Source organism: Gordonia spumicola, assembly GCF_009932475.1.
Taxonomy (GTDB): domain Bacteria; phylum Actinomycetota; class Actinomycetes; order Mycobacteriales; family Mycobacteriaceae; genus Gordonia; species Gordonia spumicola.
This window is the reverse complement of sequence record NZ_BJOV01000001.1, coordinates 1-26,743: the sequence shown is the minus strand read 5'-3', so window position 1 is coordinate 26,743 and position 26,743 is coordinate 1. Positions and strand designations below refer to the sequence as shown.

24 protein-coding genes and 3 pseudogenes are annotated in these 26,743 nt (G+C 67.6%); 10 read left to right on the top strand and 17 right to left on the bottom strand.

All coding sequences use genetic code 11. The features are described 5' to 3' along the window. Positions 1–5 precede the first annotated feature (5 nt). Positions 6–473, top strand: coding sequence for a hypothetical protein (locus GYB83_RS00135; RefSeq protein ID WP_161893559.1), 468 nt, complete (start codon positions 6–8; stop codon positions 471–473). Between the two features lie 10 nt (positions 474–483). Continuing rightward, positions 484–1,347, top strand: a complete 864-nt coding sequence (locus tag GYB83_RS00130; protein WP_161893558.1) for a class I SAM-dependent methyltransferase — start codon at positions 484–486, stop codon at positions 1,345–1,347. Positions 1,348–1,570: 223 nt separating this feature from the next. On the opposite strand, the gene GYB83_RS00125 is transcribed toward GYB83_RS00130, so the two are convergent. After that, positions 1,571–2,605 (bottom strand): LLM class F420-dependent oxidoreductase, encoded by a 1,035-nt coding sequence (locus GYB83_RS00125; RefSeq protein WP_161893557.1) that lies wholly within the window; start codon positions 2,603–2,605, stop codon positions 1,571–1,573. 95 nt (positions 2,606–2,700) lie between these two features. Between GYB83_RS00125 and GYB83_RS00120 the strand changes: the two genes are divergently transcribed. The 3 genes from GYB83_RS00120 to GYB83_RS00110 are packed head-to-tail and all read left to right on the top strand — an operon-like array spanning position 2,701 to position 5,920. Further along, positions 2,701–3,681, top strand: a complete 981-nt coding sequence (locus GYB83_RS00120; protein WP_161893881.1) for a Zn-ribbon domain-containing OB-fold protein — start codon at positions 2,701–2,703, stop codon at positions 3,679–3,681. A gap of 23 nt (positions 3,682–3,704) precedes the next feature. After that, positions 3,705–4,745, top strand: coding sequence for a thiolase family protein (locus GYB83_RS00115; RefSeq protein ID WP_161893556.1), 1,041 nt, complete (start codon positions 3,705–3,707; stop codon positions 4,743–4,745). Continuing rightward, complete coding sequence (locus GYB83_RS00110) at positions 4,745–5,920, top strand: thiolase family protein (protein ID WP_161893555.1); 1,176 nt, start codon at positions 4,745–4,747, stop codon at positions 5,918–5,920. Before GYB83_RS00115 ends, GYB83_RS00110 begins: the two co-directional genes overlap by 1 nt. A gap of 135 nt (positions 5,921–6,055) precedes the next feature. Here the strand turns inward: GYB83_RS00110 and GYB83_RS00105 are convergent, their stop codons facing one another. Then, complete coding sequence (locus GYB83_RS00105) at positions 6,056–6,412, bottom strand: winged helix-turn-helix transcriptional regulator (protein ID WP_308469403.1); 357 nt, start codon at positions 6,410–6,412, stop codon at positions 6,056–6,058. A gap of 58 nt (positions 6,413–6,470) precedes the next feature. Between GYB83_RS00105 and GYB83_RS00100 the strand changes: the two genes are divergently transcribed. Beyond that, the gene (locus tag GYB83_RS00100) at positions 6,471–6,899 is read left to right on the top strand and encodes a DoxX family protein (protein WP_161893553.1); all 429 of its coding nucleotides are present in this window, start codon (positions 6,471–6,473) and stop codon (positions 6,897–6,899) included. A 285-nt stretch (positions 6,900–7,184) separates the two neighbouring features. Here GYB83_RS00100 and GYB83_RS00095 read toward each other — a convergent pair whose 3' ends face one another. Both GYB83_RS00095 and GYB83_RS00090 read right to left on the bottom strand, forming a co-directional pair. Then, a complete protein-coding gene (locus GYB83_RS00095; RefSeq protein WP_161893552.1) occupies positions 7,185–7,625 on the bottom strand; it encodes a nuclear transport factor 2 family protein in 441 nt (146 codons plus the stop codon). Continuing rightward, complete coding sequence (locus GYB83_RS00090; protein ID WP_186349693.1) at positions 7,622–8,848, bottom strand: cytochrome P450; 1,227 nt, start codon at positions 8,846–8,848, stop codon at positions 7,622–7,624. Before GYB83_RS00090 ends, GYB83_RS00095 begins: the two co-directional genes overlap by 4 nt. Before the next feature lie 218 nt (positions 8,849–9,066). On the opposite strand from GYB83_RS00090, the gene GYB83_RS00085 reads away from it, so the two are divergent. Together GYB83_RS00085 and GYB83_RS00080 are read left to right on the top strand one after the other, a co-directional pair. After that, entirely contained in the window at positions 9,067–10,230 is a 1,164-nt protein-coding gene (locus GYB83_RS00085; RefSeq protein WP_161893550.1) for a steroid 3-ketoacyl-CoA thiolase, read from the top strand. Positions 10,231–10,234: 4 nt separating this feature from the next. Continuing rightward, positions 10,235–10,711, top strand: a complete 477-nt coding sequence (locus tag GYB83_RS00080; protein ID WP_161893549.1) for a nitroreductase family deazaflavin-dependent oxidoreductase — start codon at positions 10,235–10,237, stop codon at positions 10,709–10,711. A 92-nt stretch (positions 10,712–10,803) separates the two neighbouring features. On the opposite strand, the gene GYB83_RS00075 is transcribed toward GYB83_RS00080, so the two are convergent. From GYB83_RS00075 to GYB83_RS00025, 11 genes and pseudogenes are all read right to left on the bottom strand, one after another. After that, a complete protein-coding gene (locus GYB83_RS00075) occupies positions 10,804–12,588 on the bottom strand; it encodes an FAD-dependent oxidoreductase (protein WP_228461100.1) in 1,785 nt (594 codons plus the stop codon). After that, the gene (locus GYB83_RS00070; protein WP_161893548.1) at positions 12,585–13,442 is read right to left on the bottom strand and encodes an NAD(P)-binding domain-containing protein; all 858 of its coding nucleotides are present in this window, start codon (positions 13,440–13,442) and stop codon (positions 12,585–12,587) included. The genes GYB83_RS00075 and GYB83_RS00070 overlap by 4 nt, the downstream gene beginning before the upstream one ends. A gap of 2 nt (positions 13,443–13,444) precedes the next feature. Beyond that, positions 13,445–14,599: a saccharopine dehydrogenase family protein gene (locus tag GYB83_RS00065; protein WP_161893547.1), complete on the bottom strand. Its 1,155-nt coding sequence runs from the start codon at positions 14,597–14,599 to the stop codon at positions 13,445–13,447. Positions 14,600–14,616: 17 nt separating this feature from the next. Next, complete coding sequence (locus tag GYB83_RS00060; protein ID WP_161893546.1) at positions 14,617–16,065, bottom strand: flavin-containing monooxygenase; 1,449 nt, start codon at positions 16,063–16,065, stop codon at positions 14,617–14,619. Next, positions 16,062–17,519 (bottom strand): class I adenylate-forming enzyme family protein, encoded by a 1,458-nt coding sequence (locus GYB83_RS00055; RefSeq protein ID WP_161893545.1) that lies wholly within the window; start codon positions 17,517–17,519, stop codon positions 16,062–16,064. Before GYB83_RS00055 ends, GYB83_RS00060 begins: the two co-directional genes overlap by 4 nt. Then, positions 17,516–18,177, bottom strand: a pseudogene (locus GYB83_RS00050) (gamma-glutamyl-gamma-aminobutyrate hydrolase family protein). The gene GYB83_RS00055 and the pseudogene GYB83_RS00050 overlap by 4 nt, the downstream one beginning before the upstream one ends. Positions 18,178–18,263: 86 nt before the next feature. Continuing rightward, positions 18,264–19,367 (bottom strand): zinc-binding dehydrogenase, encoded by a 1,104-nt coding sequence (locus GYB83_RS23455; protein ID WP_443093426.1) that lies wholly within the window; start codon positions 19,365–19,367, stop codon positions 18,264–18,266. 37 nt (positions 19,368–19,404) lie between these two features. Then, a pseudogene (locus GYB83_RS00040) lies at positions 19,405–20,802 on the bottom strand (aldehyde dehydrogenase family protein); the annotation flags it as partial. A 56-nt stretch (positions 20,803–20,858) separates the two neighbouring features. Then, positions 20,859–21,734 carry a phytanoyl-CoA dioxygenase family protein gene (locus GYB83_RS00035; RefSeq protein ID WP_161893543.1) on the bottom strand — a complete coding sequence of 292 codons (876 nt, stop codon included), beginning with the start codon at positions 21,732–21,734 and terminating at the stop codon, positions 20,859–20,861. A gap of 44 nt (positions 21,735–21,778) precedes the next feature. After that, positions 21,779–23,149, bottom strand: coding sequence for a glutamine synthetase family protein (locus GYB83_RS00030; protein ID WP_228461099.1), 1,371 nt, complete (start codon positions 23,147–23,149; stop codon positions 21,779–21,781). Then, entirely contained in the window at positions 23,139–23,747 is a 609-nt protein-coding gene (locus GYB83_RS00025; protein WP_161893542.1) for a hypothetical protein, read from the bottom strand. The genes GYB83_RS00030 and GYB83_RS00025 overlap by 11 nt, the downstream gene beginning before the upstream one ends. 114 nt (positions 23,748–23,861) lie before the next feature. Here GYB83_RS00025 and GYB83_RS00020 point away from each other — a divergent pair, with 114 nt between their 5' ends. After that, the gene (locus GYB83_RS00020) at positions 23,862–24,824 is read left to right on the top strand and encodes an alpha/beta hydrolase (protein ID WP_161893541.1); all 963 of its coding nucleotides are present in this window, start codon (positions 23,862–23,864) and stop codon (positions 24,822–24,824) included. A gap of 18 nt (positions 24,825–24,842) precedes the next feature. After that, positions 24,843–24,989: pseudogene (locus GYB83_RS24030) on the top strand (TetR family transcriptional regulator); the annotation flags it as partial. Between the two features lie 474 nt (positions 24,990–25,463). Here GYB83_RS24030 and GYB83_RS00010 read toward each other — a convergent pair. Both GYB83_RS00010 and GYB83_RS00005 read right to left on the bottom strand, forming a co-directional pair. After that, positions 25,464–25,871, bottom strand: a complete 408-nt coding sequence (locus GYB83_RS00010; protein WP_161893540.1) for a MepB family protein — start codon at positions 25,869–25,871, stop codon at positions 25,464–25,466. Beyond that, on the bottom strand, positions 25,868–26,581 hold the full coding sequence (locus tag GYB83_RS00005) for a WD40 repeat domain-containing protein (protein ID WP_228461098.1): 714 nt from the start codon (positions 26,579–26,581) through the stop codon (positions 25,868–25,870). The genes GYB83_RS00010 and GYB83_RS00005 overlap by 4 nt, the downstream gene beginning before the upstream one ends. Positions 26,582–26,743: the final 162 nt, after the last annotated feature.

Genomic DNA, 26,743 nt, shown 5'->3' with positions numbered 1-26,743 from the left:
TCCTCATGTCCATTCGAACTCGACTCGCAGCGGGAGCGGTCGCCGCGGCCGGCGTCCTGGCCCTCGTCGCGGCTCCCGCAGGCGACGCTGGCGCCGCCACGAAGTCGTACCCGCTCGGCGACTGCACCAACCTCAGTCCCAACGTCGTCGACCTGCCGTACCAGCCGAACCGTGTGTTCGTGTCGGAGTACGCGGGAACCACGTATCTCCAGATCACCTATTCGAGCGCGTGGATGCTCGTCGGCTACTCGTCTCACGCGCGGCTGGATTGGAAGAACCTGACAACCGGGCGTCATGGCGTGCTGGTGGACAACAGCGTCGTCCGACCGCCCAACACCGGCGTGCACAACTTCACCGTGAAGCGGTCGACGTTCGGCCCCGGCAAGGTGAAGCTGACGCTCACCACCACCAACCGGAATGCGGTGTGGGCCGTTCCGGCGCGCAGTTGCACCTCGACCGTCGTCGCCCCGTGACCGTGATCGAGTGACACGGGCCAGCCGGACGGCTGTCCTCGTCTGCCAGGCCAGAGCCGTCGCCGACGGTCGGCTCGCGGTCGGCAGATTCGCCGACCCCGTCGCCGTCCGGCTGCTGGACGAGAACGAACGTCGCCCCGTCGAATCGGCGCGCGGCGGTCGAATCGACGACTGGCGCGATCGGATCGTCAACGAGTTCCTGCTGTCGACGGTCGACGTCCTCGTGTCGAGGACTGTCACCATCGACGACGCTGTCCGCGTCGCAGGCCATTCGCAAGTGGTGGTGCTCGGCGCCGGGCTCGACGCGCGCGCCTGGAGGATGGCCGAACTGTCGAACGCGACAGTGTTCGAGGTCGACCAGCCCGCGTCGCAGGCGGAGAAACGCAGACGCACCGCAGACGTGGAACCGGTGGCGTCCCGCGTGGCGTTCGTGCCCGTCGAGTTCGGCGTCGACGACCTGTGCGCCGCTCTCACGGCGGCAGACCACGATCCGAATCGCCCGACGACGTGGATCTGGGAGGGCGTGCTCCCCTATCTCACCGACACCCAAGTGGGTGCGACGCTCCGCGACATCGCCGTCGCGTCCTGTCCCGGCTCGACGCTGATCGCCACCTATCCGACACGACACCGGGTCGGCGGCCTGCTCAATCTCGGCTTGAAGCTGATCTTCGCCATCGCGAACCGGCCCAACCCGATGGCGTCCGAACGCCACGTCTCCGCATGGACACCCGATCGGATGCGCGACATCCTCGCCGACCACGGCTTCTCCGTCACCTCCGACGTCGGGCAAGCCGACGCAGCCTCCGACCTCGACTATGTCCCCCACCGCCCCGACACCATGGCCCGCGGCCGGATCGTCGTCGCCGTGCGTTGACCGGCCCGGGGTCGGCGAGTTCTCTGAGCCTTGTCGCAACCGGTCGTTGAGCTGGCTTCTGGGGGTCTTCCCCACGTACGCGAGGGTGGTCCCACAGCACGCAAGGCGCGAGAGATAGCCGGCATCACGCGACTACGTCGCGTAATGTTCCCCGATTCTGACGATTGACTGAGGCATCTGTCCCAGGCAAGCCCGAACTGGGGACCTTAGACGCAGTCGTCGATCAGACGAGCGTTGCGAGTTCGCGGATGGTGTCGGTGTCGCGGGCGGTGACCATGAGCGTGGTGACTCCGGACGCCTCCCATTCCTTGATCTGTTCGCGGACTTGGTCGCGGGTGCCGACGAGCATCGTCTCGCGGACCATCTCGTCGGGGACTGCGGCGATCGCCTCGGCCTTCTTGCCCGACAGGAAGAGGCGACTCACCTCGTCGACGACGTCGCCGTAGCCCATGCGTCGGTAGAGGTCGGCATGGAAGTTCTTCTCCTTGGCACCCATTCCGCCGACGTAGAGCGCGGCCGACGGACGGTAGCGATCGAGAGCCGCGGCGACGTCGTCTGTGATGACGCATTGCGCGTTGGCGCCGATCTCGAACGTCTCGCGCGTACGACGGGCACCGGGCCTCGCGAAGCCCTCGTCGAGCCAGCCGTTGAACATGTCGGAGATCCGCGGGGTGTAGAAGACGGCGAGCCAGCCGTCGGCGATCTCGGCGGTCTGCGCGACGTTCTTCGGACCTTCGGCGCCCAACCAGATCGGGATGTCGGCGCGCAGCGGGTGCGTGATGGGATTGAGCGGCTTGCCGAGCCCAGTGACGCCCGCCCCTTCTGCTAGTGGCAGCGGGTAGTGCGGGCCGTCATTGCGGACCGCGCCCTCACGTGCGAGGACATCCCTCACCACCTGCACATACTCGCGCGTGCGGGCGAGCGGCTTGGCGAACGGCTGCCCATACCAGCCCTCGACCACCTGCGGCCCGGAGACGCCCAACCCGATGATGTGACGGCCGCCAGAGAGATGGTCGAGCGTCAGCGCGGCCATCGCGAGCGACGTCGGCGGGCGGGCCGACATCTGCGCGACAGCCGTGCCGAGACGGACCCGCGACGTCTGCGAACCCCACCACGACAGCGGCGTGTAGGCGTCCGATCCCCACGACTCCGCGGTGAACACCGAGTCGAAGCCGGCCTCCTCCGCGGCGACGACGAGTTCGGCCGCCTGAGGGATGGGTCCGGCGCCCCAATAGCCGAGTTGCAGACCGAGTTTCACGCGCGTGCACCTTTCGCAGATCTTTCCTTGCCAGCAATACTAGAACGTGTTCTACTTCGAAGGTGACCACTAGTGCAGAACACACAAGCCCCGAAGTGGCGGTGCCCGAACCAGAGTCGGTGATCCTGGCCGCCGAACTGAAGAACTCCTTCGACTACACGAGGTCGCTCGGCCCCGTACTGTCGCCGTTCGCGATCGCGCTGCGCGAAGGCCGCATCCTCGGCAGCCGTACCGCCGACGGACGCGTCTCCGTTCCGCCGGTCGAGTTCGATCCCGGCACCGCCGCGCCCGTCACCGACCTCGTCGAGGTCTCGACGGTCGGCACGGTCCAGGGTTGGACGTGGCAGCCGACGCCGACTCCCACCCAACCGCTCGACGAGCCGTTCGCGTGGGCGCTGATCAAGCTCGACGGGGCCGACACCGCGCTGCTGCACGCCGTCGCCGCCGAGTCGTCCGACGAACTCAGCACCGGAGCCCGCGTGCACGCCGTCTGGCGGGACGTGCGCGTCGGACGCATCGACGACATCTCCCACTTCGCCCTCGGCGAGACCTCGACGCCCGCGGCACCGGCGGACGAGGTGTCGATCGCCGACGCCGACGGCAACGTCGTCATCACCACCCCGATCGGCATGGCCGTCAAGCACACCGCCACCGAGACCGAGTCGTGGTACCTCGAAGGACTCAAGGCAGGCAAACTCATCGGCGGCCGTGTCGAGACCGGCGAGGTGTACTTCCCACCGCGCGTCGTCTCCCCCGCCGACGGGTCGTTGACGACCGAACGCGTGGAACTCCCCCACACCGGCACCATCACCACCTTCTGCATCGTGAACGTCCCGTTCCTCGGCCAACAGATCAAGCCTCCCTACGTCGCCGCATACGTGCTGCTCGACGGCTCCGACATCCCGTTCCTGCACCTGGTCCTCGACGTCGACGCATCCGAAGTCCGGATGGGCATGCGGGTGAAGGCCGTCTGGCGGCCGGAAGAGGAGTGGGACCACACGGCGCGCAACGTGAGTCATTTCGCGCCGACCGGCGAGCCCGACGCCGACTTCGAGTCGTACCGAAACCACCTGTGATCCGCGAGAGGAGAGAAACACACATGAGCACCGACTTCCCGCGGATCGCGATCGTGGGCTTCGCCCACAGCGCCAACGTCCCGGAGACCCTCGGCACCACCAACGGTGTCGAGATGCTGATCCCCTGCTTCAACAAGCTGTACGCCGACCTCGGCATCAGCCGCACTGACATCGACTTCTGGTGCAGCGGCTCGTCCGACTACCTCGCCGGCCGCGCGTTCTCGTTCATCTCGGCGATCGACGCCATCGGCGCCGTGCCCCCGATCAACGAGTCGCACGTCGAGATGGACGCCGCGTGGGCGCTCTATGAGGCGTGGGTCAAGATCGCGACCGGCGAGGTCGACCTCGCCCTCGCATACGGCTTCGGCAAGTCGTCCGCTGGCGACATGGATCAGGTCCTGGCCCTGCAGACCGACCCGTACACCGTGGCTCCCCTGTGGCCGGACGCGCCGTCGCTCGCGGGCATCCAGGCCCGCGCGGGCATCGAGGCGGGCATGTGGACGGAAGCCGACATGGCGGCCGTCTCCGCACGCACGACAGGTGCCGACGTCAACGAACTGCTGACGGCCGAGTACGTGCGAGAACCGCTGCGCGGCAGCGACATCGCACCGTACGCCGACGCCGCGGCCGCCATCGTCCTCGCCAGCGAGGAGAAGGCCCGCGAACTCGTCGACAACCCGGCGTGGATCACCGGTTGGGACCACCGCATCGACACCCCGAACTTCGGCGCACGCGACCTCACCCGCAGCCCGTCGACGAAGCTCGCCGCCGACACCGCGTTCGGCGACCGCAGCCGCGACGTCGACGTCGCCGAGATCCATGCGCCGTACACGCATCAGGAACTGATCATCCGCAACGAGATCGGCCTCGGCGAGAACACCCGCATCAACCCGTCCGGCGGCGTGATGAACGGTCACGCCCTCTTCTCGGCCGGACTGCAGCGCATCGGCTACGCGGCCCACGCCATCCACACGGGCGAGGCCCGCACCGCGTTGGCCCACGCCACCAGCGGTCCGCTGCTGCAACAGAACATGGTCGTCACCCTGGAAGGCGGTAACAACTGATGGGCCGCAATCGCGCCGCCGTGCTCGGCACGGGGCAGACGAAGTACGTCGCCAAGCGGCAGGACGTGACGATGGCCGGCATGGTCCGCGAGGCCATCGACCGCGCCCTCGTCGACGCTCAGGTGAGCCTCGACGACATCGACGCGATCGTCATCGGCAAGGCCCCCGACCTGTTCGAGGGGTCGATGATGCCGGAACTCGCGATGGCCGAGGCCATCGGGGCCGTCGGCAAACGTCTGATCCGCGTGCACACCGCGGGCTCGGTCGGCGCGTCGACCGCCGTCGTCGGAACGTCGCTGATCAGCAGCGGCGTGCACCGCAAGGTGCTGGCGGTGTCGTGGGAGAAGCAGTCGGAGTCGAACGCCATGTGGGCGCTGTCGATCCCGGTGCCGTTCACCATGCCGGTCGGCGCGGGTGCCGGCGGATTCTTCGCGCCGCACGTCCGCTCGTACATCCACAACTCGAAGGCCCCCGGCCACATCGGCGCGATGGTCGCAGCCAAGGACCGCCTCAACGGTTCGCTGAACCCGCTGGCGCACCTGCAGCAGCCCGACATCACCGTCGAGTCGGTCCTCGCGTCGCAGATGCTGTGGGACCCGATCCGCTTCGACGAGACGTGTCCGTCGTCCGACGGCGCGTGCGCGGTGGTGATCGGCGACGAAGCGTCCGCCGACGACGCGGTCGCCGAGGGACGCCCGGTCGCCTGGATCCACGCAACCGCGATGCGGACCGAACCGCTCTCGTACGCGCACCGCAACGTCGTGAGTCCGCAGGCCGGGCGCGACGCGTCCGCAGCCCTGTGGAAGGCCGCGGGCATCACCAACCCGCTCGACGAGATCGACACGGCCGAGATCTATGTGCCGTTCTCGTGGTTCGAGCCGATGTGGCTGGAGAACCTCGGCTTCATGCCCGAGTACGAGGGATGGAAGCTCACCGAGGCCGGCGAGACCGCGATCGGCGGAAAACTGCCGGTCAACGCCTCGGGCGGCGTCCTCTCGTCCAATCCGATCGGCGCGTCCGGCATGATCCGCTGCGCCGAGGCCGCCATCCAGGTGATGGGCAAGGGCGGAGCCCACCAGGTGGACGGCGCCCGCAAGGCGTTCGGCCACGCCTACGGCGGCGGCTCGCAGTACTTCTCCATGTGGGTGGTCGGCGCGGACAAGCCGGGGCACTGACGTTCCACCCACCCGCTCCTTGAGCGAGCGAGCCGAGCCCGTTCCTTGAGCGAGCGCAGCGAGTCGAAAGGTCCTACGCGCGTAGACCTTTCGACTCGCTTCGTTCGCTCAAGGGGCGGGGTAAGACACCCTCGCTCAAGGGGCGGGGTAGGACACGCGCGTCATCGCGTTCTCCACCGACGAGATGAGGGTGCGGACCGAGACTGCGACGTCGGCGCCCGCGTCGGTGAGCCGATAGACGGGGTGACCGGGCGCATCCGACGGCACGGTGCGGGAGACGAGGCCGTCGTCGGTCAACGTGCGAAGCGTCTGGGTGAGGAGACGGTCGCTGATGCCGTCCACCTGCCCACGGAGCTCGCCGAAGCGCTGCGGCTCGCGAGTGAGACGGCCGAGCACGAGGGCGCCCCATTTTCCAGTGACGTGTTCGAACACGCGACGTGACGGACACGCCTTGGCGAACACGTCGTAGGGCAGGTCTTCGGGCTCGGACACGCCGATCAATGTACGCCTCGACTTGAACTTACGAAAGGTAAGTGATGAAATCGCTGGCATGAATCCTCTGAAGCACGCGCAGGGCCTGTCGACCACGATCGCCCGCATCATCCTCGGCATCATCTTCCTGGCGCACGGCTGCCAGAAGTTCTTCGTGTACGGCATGGACAACGTCGCGACCAACTTCGACATGATGGGCGCGCCGTTCCCGACACTGTCGGCGTGGGTGGCTGCGATCCTGGAGTTCGTCGGCGGCATCGCTCTCATCGCAGGCATCGCGGTCCCGCTGTTCGCCCTACTGCTGATCTTCGACATGATCGGCGCGATCTTCATCGCTCACATCGATGCGGGCTTCTGGTCGGCCGACGGCGGCTACGAGCTTCCGCTGGCGCTGATCGCGGGCCTCATCGCCGTCGCGATCGCCCACCAGGGCGTCCTCTCCGTCGACGCCCACGTCGCCAAGCGTTTCACCCCGTCCCAGAAGTAGCGGTTCCCCTCTAGACCTTTCGACTCGCTTCGCTCGCTCAAGGAACGGGCGGGGCGGAGCGAAACACCACACCGCTCATGGAACCGGGGAAGCACAGCGCCAACAGCGCAACAAAAACGCCGCCATCCGACCCCCACGAAGGAGTCGGATGGCGGCGTTTGTCGTACTCAGACGGGGCGGAGAAATTCATCCCTGCGCTCCCCGCAGCCCGCGAGGCGCTGGCCGAGCCGGCGAGGACTGCGCAGGGATGAATTTCTCCGCCCCGTCTTACCCAACAACAATCAATCAGGCTTTACGCAGCGACTTCATGGTCGCTTCCACTTCCCAGAAGGCCCGCAGCGCGACCAGGTCGCCGTTGCTGTCGGCCTTGTAGGTGAAGACGCCTTCGGCCTCGGAGACGTGACCCGCGATGTGGGTGACGATCTTGCCGATGTACGCCACTTCGTTGCCGCAGATGATCTCTTTGTCGAAGAGGAACTCGAGCTTCTCGGTGGTGCCGATGGTCTTGTCCCAGAACGCGGACAGACCGTCGACGCCTCGATGACCGACACCCTCTTCGTCGAACATCGACGGTCCGACGGGGTCCTCGACGGACCCGTCGGCCGCGAAGTTCGCGAGCCAGGCTTCCTTGTCTCGGGCTTCGACGGCCTCACGCGAACGTCGTCCGGCGAGGACCGCGGGATGGTTCTCGCGGTCGATGTCGAGGTAGGCGGGGCCGTCGCTCAAGACTTCGTTCCGTAGTCGACCTGGAGTTCCTTGATGCCGTTGATCCAGCCGTGGCGGAGTCGGTTGGGCTCCGCGAGCTTGGTGATGTCGGGCACGAGGTCGGCCAGCGCGTTGAACATCAGGTTGATCTCCATGCGGGCCAGGTTGGCGCCGATGCAGAAGTGCGTGCCGTTGCCGCCGAAGCCGACGTGCGGGTTGGGATCGCGCAGGATGTTGAACGTGTACGGGTCGTCGAAGATGTCTTCGTCGTAGTTGGCCGAGCCGTAGAACAGACCGACGCGCTGGCCTGCCTTGATCTCGACGCCGCCGACGGTGGTGTCGCGGATCGCGGTGCGCTGGAAGCAGTTGACGGGGGTCGCCCAGCGGACGATCTCGTCGACGGCGGTCGCGGGGCGCTCCTTCTTGAACAGTTCCCACTGGTCGGGGTTGTCCAGGAAGGCGTTGATGCCGTGGGTGATGGCGTTACGCGTGGTCTCGTTGCCTGCGACGGTGAGCAGGATGAAGAAGAAGCCGAATTCGGCTTCGGTCAGGCCCGCACCGTCGATGTCGGCCTCGACGAGCTGGGTGACGATGTCGTCGGCCGGGCATTTGCGACGCTCTTCGGCCATGTTGTAGCCGTAGCCGAGGATCTCCATGTTCGCGGTGAGCGGGTCGATCTCGAAGTCGGGATCGTCGCCGTTCATCATGGCGTTCGACCAGTCGAACAGCTTGACGCGGTCTTCCTCTGGGACACCGAGGAGGTCGGCGATCGCGAGCAGCGGCAGGTCGACGGCGACCTGATCGACGAAGTCTCCGCTGCCCGCCTCGGCCGCCTTGCGGACGATCTCGCGGGCCGCGTCGTCGAGCTTCTCTTCGAGGGCGTGGACGGCCTTGGGCGTGAAGGCGCGCGACACGATCTTGCGCAGGCGGGTGTGCTCCGGCGGGTCGTGGTTGATCAGGAGGGCCTTGGTGACCTCGATCTGCTCGGCGGGCATCTCGTCGTCGAAGCGCATGATGACGCCGTTGGCGTTGGCCGACCAGTCTTCCGCGTTCTTGGAGATCTCACGGATGTCGTCGAGCTTGGACACGACCCAGTAGCCGCCGTCGTGGAAGCCGCCGCCCTTGCCTGGCAGCTGTGCGTTCCACCAGACCGGGGCGGTCTTGCGGAGCTCTGCGAACTCCTTGACCGGCAGACCCTGCTGCAACATGTCGGGGTTGGTGAAATCCCACCCCTCCTGATGCATGAACGGGCACTTACCCGCCGATTCCTGGGACGAGCCCGCTGCGTCAACGCTCTGCGCCTGGGTCACGTCATCACCTCATTTCAAAGGTCGCGGGCCCGTCCATGTCAACGAGAACCCGTTACAATTTGCTGTAGGTCACACTCTGCCACACTGGATAGACGCGAACAAGAACTTGTTCTAGTTTTGACTCAGATCGTCGTTCAGAGAAGAGGACCGTCATGGGTGTACCCGTCATCGTCGAAGCAGCACGCACTCCGATCGCCAAGCGAAACGGCTGGCTGTCCGGCCTGCACGCCGCAGAGATCCTCGGCGCCGCCCAGGTCGGCGTCATCGAGCGCGCGGGCATCGACCCCGCGCTCGTCGAGCAGGTCGTCGGCGGCTGCGTGATGCAGGTCGGCGAGCAGAGCAACAATGTGACCCGCACCGCGTGGCTGCACGCCGGACTCCCCTGGCAGACCGGCGCCACCACCATCGACTGCCAGTGCGGATCGGCCCAGCAGGCCAACCACATGATCGCCGGCCTCATCGCCTCGGGCGCCATCGACGTCGGCATCGCGTGCGGAATCGAATCGATGTCGCATGTGCCGCTGGGCGCCAACGTCGGCACCGACGCCGGTCCGCGCCGCCCGTCGTCGTGGGACATCGACATGCCCAACCAGTTCGACGCCGCCGAGCGCATCGCCAAGCGCCGCGGCATCACCCGCGCCGACGTCGACGCCCTCGGCGTCCGGTCGCAGGCGAATGCCAAGCGCGCATGGGACGAGGGCCGCTTCGACCGCGAGGTGCTCACCCTCAAGGCACCCGAGCGCACCAAGGAAGGCGAGCTCACCGGCCAGATCCTCGACGTGAGCCGCGATCAGGGCCTGCGTGAGACCACTCTCGAATCACTCGGGAACCTGAAGGCCGTCATCGACGGCGGAATCCACACCGCGGGCACCTCGTCACAGATCTCCGACGGCGCGGCCGCCGTTCTGATCATGGACGAGGACAAGGCGAAGTCCTTGGGTCTGCGTCCCCGCGCCCGGATCAAGAGCCAGGCGCTCGTCGGCGCCGAGCCGTACTACCACCTCGACGGCCCCGTGCAGTCCACCGAGCGCGTGCTCGCCAAGACCGGCATGAGCCTGAACGACATCGACGTCGTCGAGATCAACGAGGCGTTCGCCTCCGTCGTCCTCAGCTGGGCGCAGGTCCACAACGCCGATATGGACAAGGTGAACGTCAACGGTGGAGCCATCGCCCTCGGCCATCCCGTCGGCAGCACCGGTTCGCGACTGATCACCACCGCCCTCCACGAGCTGGAACGCACCGACAAGCAGCACGCGCTCGTCACCATGTGCGCGGGCGGCGCGCTCTCGACGGCCACCATCATCGAGCGCATCTGACGTCATGACGCAGCCCCGCCCGGACCAGCTCGACTCCCCGATCGTCGGGCGCATCATCAAGATCGGGTCGCGCCTCAACACGCGGCTGTTCAAGCTGTCCGGCGGGCGCCTCGGCGGCACCTGGCGGGTGGGGTCGGCATTCAAGAAGCCGACCCCGGTCTGCCTGCTTACGAGCACCGGACGCAAGTCGGGCGAGGCCCGCACCGTCCCCCTGCTGTACCTCCGGGACGGCGACGACGTGGTCGTCGTCGCCTCGCAGGGCGGGCTCCCCAAGAACCCGGCCTGGTACTACAACGTGACCGCCGACCCCGCCGTCACCATTCAGATCGGCAAACAGACCCTGGACTACACCGCGCGCACCGCCGACGACACCGAACGCGCCCGCCTCTGGCCGCTGCTCGTCGACCTCTACGCCGACTTCGACAACTACGCGGCCTGGACCGATCGCGTGATCCCGGTGGTCGTCTGCTCCCCCGCCTGAACGCTGCGACGACTTCCGACGATCGGTCGCATCATCGAGGTCCAGTGACAGTATGCCGCCGGACCTCGATGATTCGACCGATCGTCGGCGTATCAGACCGCTTCGGGGACGTGCTCGGCGGAACCTCCGAGTTCAGTGACGAGACCTTGAACTTCTGCGAGAAGATCACCACGGAGGTCACGGGGCGCGACATCGTGACACAGGCAGACCTTCACCGCGGCGGCCGCAGCAACGGCGTGCTGCGCGCCGTTGCCCATGAACTTGGTGACCGATCCGGCGACGTGGGTGACGCTGATGTGCTTGCCCGCGGCGAGCAGATTGTCGACCCCGTCGGGGTATAGGCAGCGGAGCGGAATCTCGAATGGCAGACCGTCCCTGGTGTCCCACTTCCAGTCCTTGAGCCGGAAATCGTATGTCTCGTGTCCCGGATAGTGCAGACAGAATGCCCCGGAGTTCCAGGCCACGACGTCGTCGAACTGCCGATGGTCGCGGATATCGTTCTCGGTCACAACGTACGCGCCCCGGTATCGACGGAACTCGCCCTGACCGGGGACATGCGCCACCCAGTCGAACGTCAGGTTCGCGTAGGTCTCCGGTTCGAGCTGTTTGACGTTCGCAAGTGTCCCGTACACGGCACGGAACAGGTGATCACGGATCCGCTCAGAGTCGGAGTAGGGATCGAGGTCCTGCCCGTACTCCCAGAAGTGAGTCAGCGGCTGAAGCATCCGACGACGGATGTCCGGATCCGGGGTACGGGCGTGACCTGCGACGGGTCCGGGCGCGTTGTCGATCCCGGGACGCTCGAGCTGGCCGCCGAGATTCGCATAGTCCTTGGCGACGGTCACCGCCCACGGCACGGCGGGGAACCTCGTGGGTTCATCGGCGTCGCGGGTCCGGAAGAACAATGTGTTGCCGTGGTGGTACTCCCCGCGCTGGTCCGGCGCGAGCGGTTCGTTGTACTCGCTCCGACTCTCCGCGCCGAACATCGTCTCCACGCCTGCGAGGAGGCCGAGTTTCGCGGTGCCGGTGCAATCGATGAAGAATCGCCCGCGAAACCGGGTCTCGACTCCGGAACGTGCGGCTCTCGCGTCGATCGACGTGATTCGGTCGCAGTCCCGGCGAAGGTCGAAGACCTGCTGCTCGACGAACACCGAGATCGTCCGCTCCGCGGTGAGGACTTTCATCGCGGCGAGTTCCCCGTCGCCCGATCGAGCGGCCAGTTCGTCGACGAGCGGTCCCGTCTCGCCGCGCGGGGTGAGACCGATCTCGGTGCTCGCGTTGCCGCCGAGGACAGGCCGATTCTGGACGAGCGCGACACGCAATCCCGATCGGCCCGCGGCGAGCGCCGCCGCACAGCCGGTGATCCCGCCGCCCACGACGACGACGTCGAACTCGCCGCCGTCGACAGGCTCGTCGGGCAGGCCACGGAGACGTCGCCGCCACGTCCTGGCGTCCGGGCCCGCACCGTCGACAGGAAGATCGTCTCCGGTGGTCAGGTAGATCGCGTCGCATCGGCCGTCGAACCCAGTGAGGTCGGTGAGCGTCACCGACACCTCCCCGACCGCGAGATCGACGACGCCTGCGTCCGCCCAGCTCCAGTCCAGCCCGTTCGCCCCGAACTCCATCGGCAGGCGTACCCCGTCGATGGTCACGGCGAACCGGCCCGGGTGATGAGACGGCACCCAGTCCTTGGCGCGCACCCACACCCGATAGCACCCCGCCGCCGCGACGTCGATCAGGGTGGTCGCGTCAGCGACCGGCGCGCCGAGTCCGTGGGCCAACAGGTACGACGCGCCCATCTCGAGATCGAACTGGGAGTCGAGGGTCCATCCACCGAAGTGGTCGAACCCGGCGGCCGGCACCAGGATGCCGGTCACGACGCGACCGTCGCGATCGCCGAGAACCCGCTCTCGCCCAGTCCTGCGTCCTCCGCAGAGGTCAGCAGGTCGGCCGCCGCGTGCAAGAGGTCGGCGCGACGGCCCGCCGACCGCATCGCGTCCCGGCACAGTCGCGCTCCGGCGGCGAAGACCGCGACGGTGGCCTGGTCGGTGTCATGCCTCCCCGTTTCCACGGCATGCGCCACATCGTCTGTCGCCGACCCGAGCAGCCCGATCACGGCGTCGGTCACACCGCGGAGGTCGCCGACAGCGATTCCCTGGTCGAGTGCGTACGACGCCGCCTCGACGTATGCGGCGAGCGCGGTGATGTAGAAGCCTCCGGCCATCGTCACGTCGAGGACACTCGCGCCGCGAGGGTCGGCCGACACGTGCGACGACGGTCCGAGCGACGCGAGGGCCGCGGAGTGCTCGGACCACGCGTGCACCGAACCCGAGTAGAGGATCAGCGCGTCTGAGGTGCCGATGTGCTGCGGATAGCAGAGGATCGCGCCGTCGAGATAGTCGATGCCGCGCTCCCTCGCCCATACGCTCATGGCCTCCGCCTCGTCGGGACTGCCTGTCCCGACGTTCACCAGGGCCGCCGATCCCCAGTCGACGACCGATGCGAGGACGTCTCGCGTTGTGTCGTAGGTCGACGTGCAACTCAGGACGATCCGCGCCTGGCGAACCGCCCCCGAAAGGTCGGCGACCGCGGTGACGCCGCCACCGACTGCCTCCGCCTTGTCCGACGTCCGGTTCCACGCGGCGACGGCGTGACCCTGCACTGCGAGGCTGCGGGCGAGCGCGGTCCCCATGAGACCGCAGCCGACGACGAGCACGTCATGCGCACCCATCGTCAGGCCCCGATTTCGACGGTCGAGTCCACGGCTACCTCGTAGAGAGGGATCGACGGGTCGGGCTGGTCATAGAGCGGCGACAAGGCCTCCATGAGCAGTTCGAACGGGACGATCTCCTCCGGCGTGTTGACGCCGGGGCGGCCGATCTGGCCGCGCAGGATCATCCGGGCCGCCATCGCGGCTGGGATCGCGGTGGCCCCGGCCATCCGGCCGGGCGACCAGCGGGTGGTCCCGACGGCCGCTCGTGCCGGCTGACCGTCCTTCTCGCCCTCCGCGAGCGCCCACAGACTCGGGGTACGGAGTGTCTTCGGCGCGTCGGCCGGGCGCTGGACACCGTTCTCGACTTTCAGTGCGGCCTCCCGCGCCGACAACGTTCCGTCGTCGACGGCGGCCATGATCGGCGCGACTGAGTCGAACCACCAGGCCGGTCCGGCCATCACGTTGTAGCAGGTCTGCAGGTCCGGGAACCGACGAGGCAAGGTCACCGTCTCGGGGTGCCCGATGGTCCGAACGCCGATCTCGCCGATGCCCGGGTACCGCAGGGTGAGCGGCTGCAGTGGCGCGACGAGGGCGGGTCGCCCGTCTTCGAGAACCTGCACGGTCCCGGTGCATTCGTGGACGAGATGCAGCAGCGCCGCGGCCGGACGTGGCCCGCCGGGTTCGCTCTCGGTGCCCGCGACCACCCAGCCGGTGTAGAGGGCGTGCACCGTGTCGAGTTCGTCGGCCGCCCGCACCGCCAACACGTTCGACACTCCTGGGCTGGCGCCCATTCCGATCAGTGCGGTGACGCCTGCGGCCCTCGCGCGGTCGTGCCATTCCAGGGCGGCGAGCGTCGGCTCCCAGTCGTCGTTGATGTCCACGTAGTCGACGCCTGCCTCGATCGCGGCGCTCAGGACGCGTTCGCCGAAGATCGTGAACGGGCCGAGCGCGCTGACCACCACCGACGACCCGGCGAACAAGGCAGCCAGATCGTCCGTCAGGGCGTCGACGACGATCTCCTCGATCTTCCGACGGTCGTCGCCGAGGTCGAGGGCCGCCAGCGGCGCCATGTCTCGGTCGAGGACCCGGACCTGGTCGACGTCGTCGAATCCGGCCAGGGTCTCCACTGCTTTGCGACCCATCGCGCCGGCTCCGCCGACAACTGTTACTCGCATCTTCTTCTCCTTGTATGTCAGCTGAATGTGAGGACGCCGTCGTCGACCGAAGCGAACAGATCGAGCGTGTCGGCGTAGTTCTGCGGATTGATCCACGGCGCCGCATCGCCCTGTCGCGGAAGCAGGCCCTCCGCACGACGCAGGTAGCCGGAGTCGACACCGGAGATGAACGGCAGCGCGGGCTGCTCGCCGTCGGTGAGGTCGGCGACCATCTTCTCGGCGCCGATGTCGTCCATGTGGATCAGGACCCGACACCAGTAGTCGGTCAGCGCCTCGATGCGGAGAGTCCACGAGGCGTTGATGAAGCCGAAGGCGTACACGAGGTTGGGCACGCCGGAGATCGCGGCGCCCTTGTACGTCCACTCTCGTCCGATCTCCACCGGCCACCCGTCGACGTCGAATTCGGCTTCCCCGCCGAGCACCACATCGAGTCCAGTCGCTTTGACGATGATGTCGGCCTCGACGCGGGTCCCGTCGGCCATCGTCAATCCGGTCGGGGTGATCCTGTCGATCGACCCGGTCACGACGTCCGCCCTGCCGTCGCGGACGGCGTGGAACAGATCCGAGTCGGGGACGACGCATATCCGCTGGTTCCACGGCTCGTAGGTCGGAGTGAAGTGCTGCTTGCGCACGTCCTCGCCGATCTGTGCGTCAATGGCGTCGAACAGCGTCGCCTTGAACGCATCCGGGTCGCCTTTGGCCTGCGCATACACCTCCTGCTGGTTGCGAAGGTTGCGCAGGCGGATGCGCCGGAACGTCTCCTCCGGGCCGACGGTGCGGCGCAGTTCGTCCGCCTCCGGGTCGTCGCCGGTCTCGATGTGGATGTAGGTGGGCGACCGCTGGACCATCGTGACGTTCGCGGCGTCGCGCGCCAGGTTCGGGACGAGGGTGATCGCGGTGGCCCCGGACCCGATGACAGCCACCCGCTTGCCGCGGTGGTCCAAATCGTCGGGCCAGTTCTGGGCATGGAGCATCGGCCCGTCGAATGTGTCCTCGCCATCGATCGTCGGCTCGAATCCTCCGCGGTAGCTGTAGTACCCGCTCCCGAGGAACAGGTGCCTGCATCGGATGACGTCCTCGCCTACGGGCGAGTCGACCACAAGCGTCCACCGGTTGAGTTCGCTGTTCCAGGACGCCTCGGTGAGCCGCGACGAGAACCGGATGTGCTTGTCCACGCCGAACTCTGCCGCGGTGTCGACGAGATACTCCCGGATGGCGCCGCCTGCAGCGATCGCCTCCGGCCGCAGCCACGGCCGGAATGAATAGCCGAGGGTGTACATGTCACTGTCGGACCTGATGCCCGGGTACCGAAACAGATCCCAGGTGCCGCCGATGGACGCCCTGGCCTCCAGCACCGCGTATGACTTGTCCGGGCAGTTCTGGCCGAGTGCGACCGCGGCTGCGATGCCGGAGATCCCGGCGCCGACGATCACCACGTCGAGATCTAGTGTGTTGTCGCTGGTCATAGTCGTGCGTCCTGTTCCTGATAGTCGCGGGCCACCGCACGGCGGTCGGCTTTTCCCGAAGCGGTGCGAGGCAATTCGTCGTAGACGCGCCAGTGCTCGGGGACCGCGTAGTCGGGCAAGGTGTCGGCGAGCAGGCGACGAGCGGCGTCCACGTCCAGTGCGGTGTCCGGCCGCAGGATCACCGCGACGCCGACCCGCTGCTGCAGCATCGTGTCGGGTATCGCGAACACCGTGGCCTCGGCAATCGCCGGAAGCTCAGCGACCTTCGACTCGACGTGTGCGGGCAGCACCTTCTCGCCGCCTCGATTGATGACGTCGTCGACGCGACCGGTGAGCCAGAGCAGACCGTCCTCGTCGAGCCGCCCGAGGTCGCCGGTCCGCAGCCAGCGGCCGCTGATCTTGGACGAGGTCAGTCCGGGCTGACCCCAGTACCTGCTCATCCGTGTGGGTCCGGCCACCCACACCTCGCCGTCTACGATCCGAAGCTCGACCCCGGGTGCCGGCCTGCCGACCGATTCGCCCTTCTGCGAGATCAGCTCCGGGGGCAGGATCGTCGCACCCGAGGTGAACTCGGTGAGGCCGTACCCATGCAGGAGGGTGAGGTGCGGCCAGCGGGCGAGCAGTTCGTCCGACCAGGACGCGGGCATCGGGCTGCCGCCGAACAGGACCGACTGTGCACCCGCATAGACGACGTCGGCGTCGGGCGCGACCATGAGGAGCCGCAGAATGCTGGGGACAGCCGTCAGGAACGTCGCCTGCCGTCGACGGAGTTCATCGATCGCGTCCGTCGTCCGGTAGCGACGCAACAGGTGGGTCGTGCCTCCGGACACCAGCAGTGCCCCGAGCTGATCGTTGAAACCGGTGTTGTGAAAGAGCGGTACAAGCACCAGGGTGCTGTCGTCCGCCGTCAGGCCCGCACTGTCGGCGATCAACCGCGCGCCTGCGAGGATCGCGGCATGCGACAGGACCGCGCCCTTCGGCACCCCCGTGGTCCCGGATGTGAAGCTGACGACCGCATCGTCAGCGGCATTCGGCCACGGATGGTCGTCTGCCAGTGCCGGGTGACCGGTGGCGGCGAGGTCTTCCACACGCATCCTCGGGCGGACCGTGTGCTCAGCCAGCTCTCGGTGGTCGTCGTCGAACAGGACGGTCACCGCGTCGAGCAACGCGCACTGATCGCGGAACTGGTCGGCGTTGAGTCGGTTGTTCGCGGGCGAGACGATCGCGCCCAGCCGCAGTCCGGCGAGGTAGGCGATCACCCAGCCCACGGTGTTGTGCCCGATGACGACTATTCGATCGCCGGGTCGTACGCCCTCCGCGGACAGCAGTCCCGCGGCGCGGGACACCTGTTCACGCAGGTCCGCGTAGCCGAGTTCGGTGTCGCCGTCCACGAGCGCTCCGGCTCGGGGAGTCAGATCGGCCCGGGCCCACACCGCTTCGATCAGAGTGCTCATGACAGTCCTCCTACCGGGAGGGTCCGCGCTCGATCGACGACCCACTCGAAGCACGGGTCGACGTCCAGGATCGCCTCCGGATGCCACTGGAGTCCGAGGACATCACGGCCAGGGAGTTCGATGGACTCCACAACACCGTCCGGGGCGCGGCCCGAAGCGACCAGCCCGGTGCCGAGCTCTGCCACGGCCTGGTGATGCCACGAATTGACGGCGGCCCGCTCGCCGTACAGGCGTGCGGCGAGGCTCCCGGTTCGAAGTCGACCGGATGCTCCAACTCCGGGCGCACGTCGGGCATGCTCGCCAGCGAGGCATGGGTGACGCCGGTGTCCGGCAGGTCGGGAATCAGCGTTCCGCCGAGCGCGACGTTGAGCACCTGGTGACCGCGGCAGACGCCGAGGATCGGGATGCCGCGGTCGAGTGCGGCCCGGACCAACGCGATCTCGTAGTCGTCGCGCCGCCGGTCGATCGCGAGGACCTCGCCGTCGGTCTCATACTCGGACGGCGGGCCTCCCCACACCTGCGGATCGACGTCCTGGCCGCCCGTGACGATGAGCGCGTCGATCCGCTCGACGATCTCGTCTCCCACGCTCTCGTACGGCAGTTGGACGGCGAGTCCACCCGCGGCCGACACCTTCACACCGAACTCGGACCAATACATGTCGGCGCGTCCGGACGCCCATCGCGGGTCGAGTCCGACGAGGCCGGTGCCGGAGATCCGACGGCCGGTGATGGCGACGAGCGGTTTCATCTGTCTCTCCTGACGTCGACGACGACGCGGGTGACCCCACCGTCGCGCATGCGGTCGAATCCCTCATTGATCTCGTCCAGGCCGACGAACGCCGACAGCATGTCGTCGAGGTTCAGGCGGCCCTGCTCGTAGAACCGGACGTAGCGGGGGATGTCGGTGGGGAATCTGTTCGATCCCATGAAGGAGCCCTGCAGTCGCTTCTCAGAGACGAAGAGCTCGGACGCCGCGATCGTGAGCGGCTGCGAGTCCGGCACCAGACCGAGCACCGTGGCGGTGCCGCCGGGGCCGAGCATCGCGAACGACTGCTCGACCGTCGTCGCATAGCCGATCGCTTCGAAGGAGTAGTCCACACCACCGGTGAGATCACGGACCTCGGCGACCACGTCGGACGACTTAGCGTCCACCACGTCGGTAGCCCCGAAACCGCGAGCGGCTTCCAGACGAGCGAGGTCGGTGTCGACGGCGACGATCGTCGCGGCGCCCGCGAGACGGGCGCCCTGGATCGCCGCGATCCCGATCCCGCCACAGCCGAGTACCGCGACGCTCGACCCCGGCTTCACCTCGGCGCTGCGGAACACCGCACTCATACCGGTGACGACGGCGCAGCCGAGGACTGCGGCCGGCGCGAGTGGCATGCTGTCGGGAACTCGGACGAGTGACCTCTCGTGCACCACCATCGCGGTGGCGAACGCACCGATTCCCGCCGTCGGATGCACCGACCTTCCATCGGCGTCGGTCAGCACGGGCGTCCGACGCTCGCGCATGCTTCCCCGCCCGGTGCACAGGGTGAGACGACCGTCGAGGCAGAAGCGGCACTCGCCGCAGTACGCACTCAGACAGGTGACGACGTGGTCGCCGGGCCGCAGCGAACGCACCCGGTCGCCGACACGTCGCACCACACGGATGCCTCGTGGCCGAGCACTGTCGGGCAGGTCGCGGGCCAGATCCCCTCGATCTCGTGGAGGTCCGAACGACAGAGGCCTGCGAAATGAACGTCGACGAGCAACTTCGTCGGGAGCCGGCTCGTCGAGCACCAAGGTCTGGGTCACGAGTCGGCCGGGCGCCTCGGCCAGGTACCGCCGCGGTGACGTGTTCAGCATGATTCCTCCCGAGGGCGATCCACGTGTGCTTGAGATGGGTGTACTTGTCGAGCGCGTACACGCCCTTGTCTGCGCCGTTGCCGGAGAGCTTCCGACCGCCGAACGGTGTCGACGGCACGCCCTCCTCATACGAGTTGACCCAGACGTTGCCTGCCTCGATGCCACGCGACATCCGGTGGATGCGCGAGACGTCCGACGTCCACACCGATGCGGCGAGGCCGAAGTCGGTCTCGTTCGCCATGCTCAGTGCCTGCGCCTCGTCGTCGAACGGCGCGACGGCGACCACCGGGCCGAAGATCTCCTCACGGACGATCTGCATGTCGGCACGAACATCGGTGAAGACAGCGGGTGCGACCGTCGACCTGTCGGGATCGAGTGCGTCCGCCGAACCGGCGGCGAGCCTTGCTCCGGCGCGCAATCCGGAGTCGATGTACTCCAGGACGGTGGCGCACTGGCTGCGACTGCTCAACGGACCGAGGTCTGTCGCCGGGTCGAGCGGGTCGCCTACGGTCAGTCGCGCGACACGGTCGCAGATCCCGGCGAGGACATCGTCGTAGACGGCCCGCTCCACGTACAGCCTGGTCCCGGCCGTGCACATCTGGCCGCTGTTGAAGGTGAACGCCCACACCGCGGTGTCGATCGCCTTCTCCAAGTCCGGCGCGTCGGCGAAGACGATGTTCGGAGACTTCCCGCCGAGTTCCAGCGACACCGTCTTGCCGTTCGACGCCGCGGAGTCGGCGAGCAGGCCGAGGCCGACCTCGGTGGACCCGGTGAACGTCAGACACGACACCGCGCTGTGCCGGGCGAGCGCCGTGCCGACAGTCGAACCACGACCCGTGACGACGCTGAGCACACCGTCGGGAAGTCCGGCCTCACGACTGAGTTCGGCGAGGCGCAGCGACGAGGCCGACGTCTGCAGCGCCGGTTTGAGGACCACGCTGTTGCCGGCCATGAGTGCGGGAGCGATCTTGAGCATCGCCAGGCTGAGCGGGAAGTTCCACGGCGTGATCGCCGCGACGACACCGACCGGTTCCCTGGTCACGAGCGCGAGTGCATCGGGCAGGCCGCGCGGCGAGGAGTCCATGAGCTTGTCTGCCAGCTCGCCGTACCAGCGGAGTGTCTTGGCGGTGCTCGCCACTTCGATGTCGCGAGCGTCGCGGACCGGCTTGCCCATCTCCCTCGAGACGAGGACTGCCAGTTCGTCGGCGTGGACTTCGATGAGCCCGGCCCACGCGATCAGCACCCGGCCGCGTTCGGCGGGTGAGACGCGAGACCAGGAGCCGGCGGCGAATGTCGCCCCGGCGTCCGCGACCACCCGGTCGACGTCGTCCGACGCGGCCGCCGGGACGGTGGTGAAGTCGGAGTCGGTCCACGGGTCGTGCAGGGCGAGAGTGTGACCGCCCGCAGCCTCGGCCCACGCGCCCCGCCCCCACATCCCGTGCGACGACGGAATTGCGGCGGCGAGGTCGCGCCAGGTGGTCGCGTCGGACATCAGGCCGTCACTCCCGCGCGCAGGCCCGCGTCGGCGGTGTCGCCGAGGACGACCCCCGGATCCGCCATCTCACCGTTGTATTCCACCCAACCCATGTACGGGTTCGACGCCGCGTACCCGAGGAGGCCGAGGATCTCCCCCGGGATCTCGCGGGCCTCGTCGAGCGTCATCGACAGGTAGTGGTTCTCCTCCTGCCGCAGGTAACCGCGGCAGATCCCGAAGATCACACCGGTCCGGTCGGAGTCGACGGTCCGGTTCTGGCCGCCGCCGTGGTAGGTGCCGCCGAGCCACATCACCGCCGAACCGGCAGTCATCTCGGCGGGGATGGTCTCCTCGACCGTCGGCATCCGCTCGTCGTCCCACAGATGACTACCGGGGATCACGCGGGTCGCACCGTTCTCCTCGGTGAAGTCGGAGACCGCCATCATCATGCCGATCGCATCGGTGGGTCCGGGGTGAACGGTGTAGAAGATGCTGTCGTCGCGATGCAACGGCTGCAGGCCCTGACCGGGGCGGATCTGGATGCACTGGGTGGCGCCGATCTGGAGCGTCGGCGTCTCGTCGACACGATCCTGGCCGTACCACATGCCTTTCGGTGGGCAGAGGAAGTGCTGCGCGGCACCCTGGAAGACCGGATTGAGCGCGGTGGAGTCCAGGGCGCGGGTGTGCTTGAAGATGCGTCCGAGGCGGCGGGTGCTGGTACCCGCGAAGTACTCGTCGGTGCCGGACGGGGTGGCGTCCATCGCCGGCAGGATGTCGGCGCGGACCTGGTCGAGCTGCTCCTCGCTCAAGAGGTTCGGCAGGCGGACGACACCGTCCTCGGCGAGGATCGTGATTGCTTCGTCCGCGGTTGTGGCATCGCGAAGAGTGGTCATGACAGTGCTTCTTTCGTGAGGATGTGGTTGGTGGAGACTCGGGCTCAGGCGAGCTCGAAGTAGCGGTTGGACTCCCAGACCGAGATCTGGTCGTCGTTGCGATCCGTCTCGGTGTGGAACGTGAGCCATTCCCACCGGCGGGTGCCGACCCAGTAGTCGACGAATTCCTCACCGAGGTATTCGCGAAGCACGGTGTCGTCGGCGAGAGCGGCGACGGCCGAGTACAGGTCGGCGGGGACGCGCGGAGCGACCTCGTCGGGGGCTGCCCAGGCCATCAGCTCGTACGCCGGCGGAGGCATCGCCTTACTGTCGATACCCGCGAGTCCGGCGGCGAGGAAGGTGGCGAGAGCTAGGTAGGTATTGGAGTCGGCCGAGGGCAGGCGGTACTCCAGGCGTGTCGCGCCCGGGCCGGCCATGACGGCCCGCACCGCGCACGACTTGTTGCCGACACCCCAGGTCAGAGTGGTCGGTGGGCCTTCCAGATCGATGAGCCTGCGATACGACGTGATCGTCGGGAGCGCGAAGCTCGTACACGCCTTCAACGAGCCCATGACGCCGCCGAGGAAGTGGAGCATCGTCGCGCTCGGCTGCTGCGGATTCGCGGAGTCGAAGAAGACGTTGCCGTTCTCGTCGCAAACCGACACGTTCAGGTGCGAGCCCTGTCCGTATTCCGTCGACCACTTCGACATGAAGGTGATCGACCGGCCGAGTGAGTAGGCCACCTCGCGCATCACCTGTCGGGTGCGGGCCCACAGGTCGGCGGCGGTGACGGCGTCGTCGGGAGCGAGGTTGAACTCGATCTGGCCGCTGGCCGCTTCGTCCGACCACGCCTCCCACGGGATGCCGAGTTCGTCGAGACGCGCGACGACGGCTTCGGCGTATTCGGTGAAGTCGGGCGACTTCGCGAGGATGAGGGCCGCGCCCGCGTTTCCGCCGAGCGGTGTCAGGTCCTGGTACTGCTTGGCCCGTGCCTCGTCGATCGACTCGCGGAAAACGGTGGCCTCGATCTCGACCGATGCAGTGACCGTGTAGCCGCGGTCTGCGTACGCGGCGGCGATGCGCTTGAGGGCCTGGCGGGGATCGGCTTCGACGGGATCGCCGTCGGCGGTCCAGAAGTCGCAGATCACCGAAGCCTGTCCGGGCTTCCACTCGACGAGCGTCTCGAGGTCGGGCCGCGCGAAGAGGTCGGGCATGAAACCTTCGCGCCAGGCCGGGAAGCCGAAGCCCAACTGTGCGTGGTTGGTCAGGTCGAGGCCGAGGACGAGGTCGGCGACGGTGAAGCCCTTGTCCCGGGCCGACAGGTACTTCGTGGGCGACAGCGATTTGCCGAGCAGCGCGCCGTCGTGGTTGGTCATCTCGATGCGGACGCTCCTGACGTCTGTCAGTTCGTCGGTCGCGGAGGTTTCAGAGCTCACCGCACACCACCTTCAGGTCGGCTCCGAACAGTGCGGAGAAATGAGGGAAAGAGAGGTTCATACCGAACTCGCCGCCTTCGAGTGCACCGACGAGCGTCGACCGGCCGTCGAAGAAGGCCGCGAGTGCGGCGGCGGTTCCGAGGACGCCGGAACCTTCGGTGGTGGGGGTGCCGAGAACCGCCTCGGCTTCCTCGTCGACGCAGGTGACGACGAGGCCGGTTGGCATTCCGTCAGACGCTCCGGCACGCGCCCAGAAGTCGGCGGCAGCGGTGCGCCAATCGACGGTCCGTGCGGAGAGCAGCCGGCCCACCACCTTGCCGAAGTCGCCGGCGGCATCACTGTCCGCGGGTTCGGGGTCGAACCAGTTCACCTCCCAGACGAGTTCGGCGTCGCCCACGGCACCGACGACGACAGCGTCGTCGGTGAAGGCGATGTGCGCTCGTTGAGCGTCTCCAGCGGCGCGCAGCACCACCGATCGGGGACCGTCCGCGCCGGGAAGCATCTCGCCGCGGGCGATGCCGTCGCGGAGCCGCCGCGCGACCGACAACACCATCGGCGTGGGCGGGCCCACGACTGCGACTTGTGTGTTCTCTGACATTTCACTTCTCCTACTCACCTGACCTAATCGCTTGATTAGTTCACGTGACTAGGTTCACACTATGGGAGCCGTCACGTCAAGGGGTCGGCGAAAGATTCTCTGAAAGGAAGCGACATGGCACTGACTGTGGAGGCCATCCTGGGCCTCTTGGACGAACCGTCGCGCGGGTACGCCGAGACACTGCTGACGAACGCGCCACCGCCCCCGTACCACCGCTACGGACCGTCGATGATGAGGGCGGTATTCGACGCGAAAGGGGTTCCTGAATCCACCTCAAAAGGCCTCGTGACCAGCGAGTCAATCGTCGAGAAGGACGGCACTCGCGTTCCTGTCCGGTGCTATCGCGAAGTCCTCGACACACCCGCTCCGGCGCTGCTCTACATGCATGGCGGCGGCTTTGTCCTCGGCACTCTCGACGGTGTCGACAGCCTGTGTCGACGTCTCGCGGAGACGACCGGATGCGTCGTGGTGTCGGTTGACTACCGGCGGGCGCCGGAGCACGTCTACCCAGCGGCAGCGGACGACTGTCTCGCCGTCTACGACTGGATGCTCACCGACCATGAACGGCTCGGGATAGACCCCGACCGAGTGGCGTTGGCCGGCGACAGCGCGGGCGGCGCCCTCGCATTGTCGGTGTGCACGTCGCTGCAACAAGCGGGTCGGGGGCTACCCCGGTGCCTCGTGTTGGCGTACCCCGCGACATCGGCGTCGTTCCGCGGCGCTTCGTGGGAGGCGTTCGCGCTCGCACCCGTGTTGTGCAGGTCGGACGCGGAATGGTTCTGGGACAGCTATGCCGGCCCGGAGGTTCGAGATGATCCGCGCGCGGTCCCCGAAGTCTCCGCGGAGCTGGGATCGTTGCCTCCCCTGCTGGTCCTCGGCGCCGAAGTGGACGTACTCCGCTCGGACTACGAACGCTTCGTCGAGATGGTGAATGCCGCGGGCGCCGACGCGCTACTACGGACGACGCCGGGCGTGCTGCACGGATTCATCACCGAGGTGGACGCCGTTCCCGCCGCTCGCGAGGCTCTCGAGGACGCAGCGGCCTTCGTTCGCCGGTTCACTAGACTGGATCCATAGTCGACCCCAGGAGTGGACATGGCGCACATCCCCGCAGCCGAGCGGCGCAGGCAGATCATCGAGGTCGCCGCGCGGGTCATCGGTCGCGAAGGCGTCGCCAAAGCCACCACTCGAAAGATCGGAGCCGAGGCCGGGGCCAACATCGGAACGCTGCACTACACGTTCGGCAGCAAGGAACTGCTCGAGGCGACCTTCGCCTACTGCTGGGACGTCGCCAGCGAGATCGTCGACGAATCGATCGAGGCCGCGGTCGGACCCGCCGACGCCGCCCGCGAACTGCTCACCCGCTACGTCGAATTGGCTATCGCCGATCCAGACATCATCGCCGCTCAGTTCCAGCTGCTGAACTGGGCTCTCGCGGAAGGTCGCCGCGACCAAGCGCTGAACCTCACCCAGCAGCTGGACGTGCTCGTCCAGGAGGCACTTCAGCGTGCCGAATGGTCCGACGAACTCACCGTGACTCACGAACGTGCGGGCCGGATCATCGTCTCGATGCTCGACGGCATCCTCATCCGATTCGGTGTGACCGGTCGGAGGAGGCGATCCGCGAGGATCTCGCGACTGCGATTCAGTTCGTCGAGGCCGCGCTCATCGGAGCGGGCGCCACACCGTAGACCTGCCGAACCGTCTAGTGTCGCGTCAACCCGCCGGCCTGACGACGAACGCCGACGCCTGAGCACGCTGAGTTCGCGCTGCCCGCGGATTCAGTCCGACGAGGTCCGGCTGGTACACGCGGAATCCGCGCTTGCCCGGATGTCGATCGGAGCTGGTGATCCCCATGTCGGCGAGATGTTCAGCCGTGAACCGGAAGACGCCGCCCTCGACGAACACGAGCAGGCCCGCGACGTCGGCCGAATCGAACGGCTCCGTCCCTCCGTCGACGTCACGCCGCCACACTGCGACGAACGCACCCGGTTTCGTCGGCGTCACGCGCGCTGTCCGCACCCGCCACCGCTGGTCGCCGATCTGCGCGATCCGACCGTCGTAGTCGAGGTTCGTCGCATCGGGCGTGAGCTCGGCATCCTCACCGAGATACCAGTCGCTCATCTCACGACCGCGACGCTGCCGTCCTCCGAAGCCACGACCAGCGAACGGCCGTCGGGCGCTACCGCGACCGACGTCAACGGTCGACCCGCGTTCACCGTGCACCGACTGCCGGTCCGCAGATCGACGACGATCACCTGGCCGGTGGCCGTGGCAGCGGCGATCGCCCGATCGCCCACCAGGGCGAGGTCGTCGACGCTCCCCGGCAGCGGCGCCGTCAGGTCCGCGGCGACTCCCACCCGTTCGGGCGCGCTCAGCGGAATCCGGAGGATCCGACTGGACAGGCTCGACGTCATCGCCACGTAGGCGGTGTCGCCGCTGACGACGACACCGTTCATCCCGGTGCCGTTGACGACGCGGTTCGGTGCGAGATTCTTCGGCGCGCGGGCGGTCCAGGCGCGGTCGATCGTTCCGTTCTTGCGGACCTTCACGACACCGAGGTTCGAGTCACCGACGTACATCGTGCCGTCGGCGGTGATCGCCAGCCCGTTCGGCATGCCGAGCCCACGAGCGATCGTCGTGACCGCCGGCTTCCGCTCGGCCGGGTCGAACGACACGATGCGCCCGGTCAGGGGCAGTCCCGGAACCATGTTGATCGGATTGTCGCCCGATGTCGCGTACATGCGACCGTCCGGCCCGAGGCGGACCGAGCCGGGAGCGTGCACCCGGACCGCGCCGACGTGTCGCCCGTGTGCGTCGTACCTGTCGATCACGTTCTGCAGGTGCGCGAGACCCAGAGGTCACCGTCCCTGTCGTATCCGATGTTCTCCGCCCAGCTCACCACGGGAACCGGCGCCGGAATCAGCACCCGGACCGACGACCGGCCGCATATCGGGCCGGCGACGGCCTCGGGCACGGACGGCACCGCCATCGCC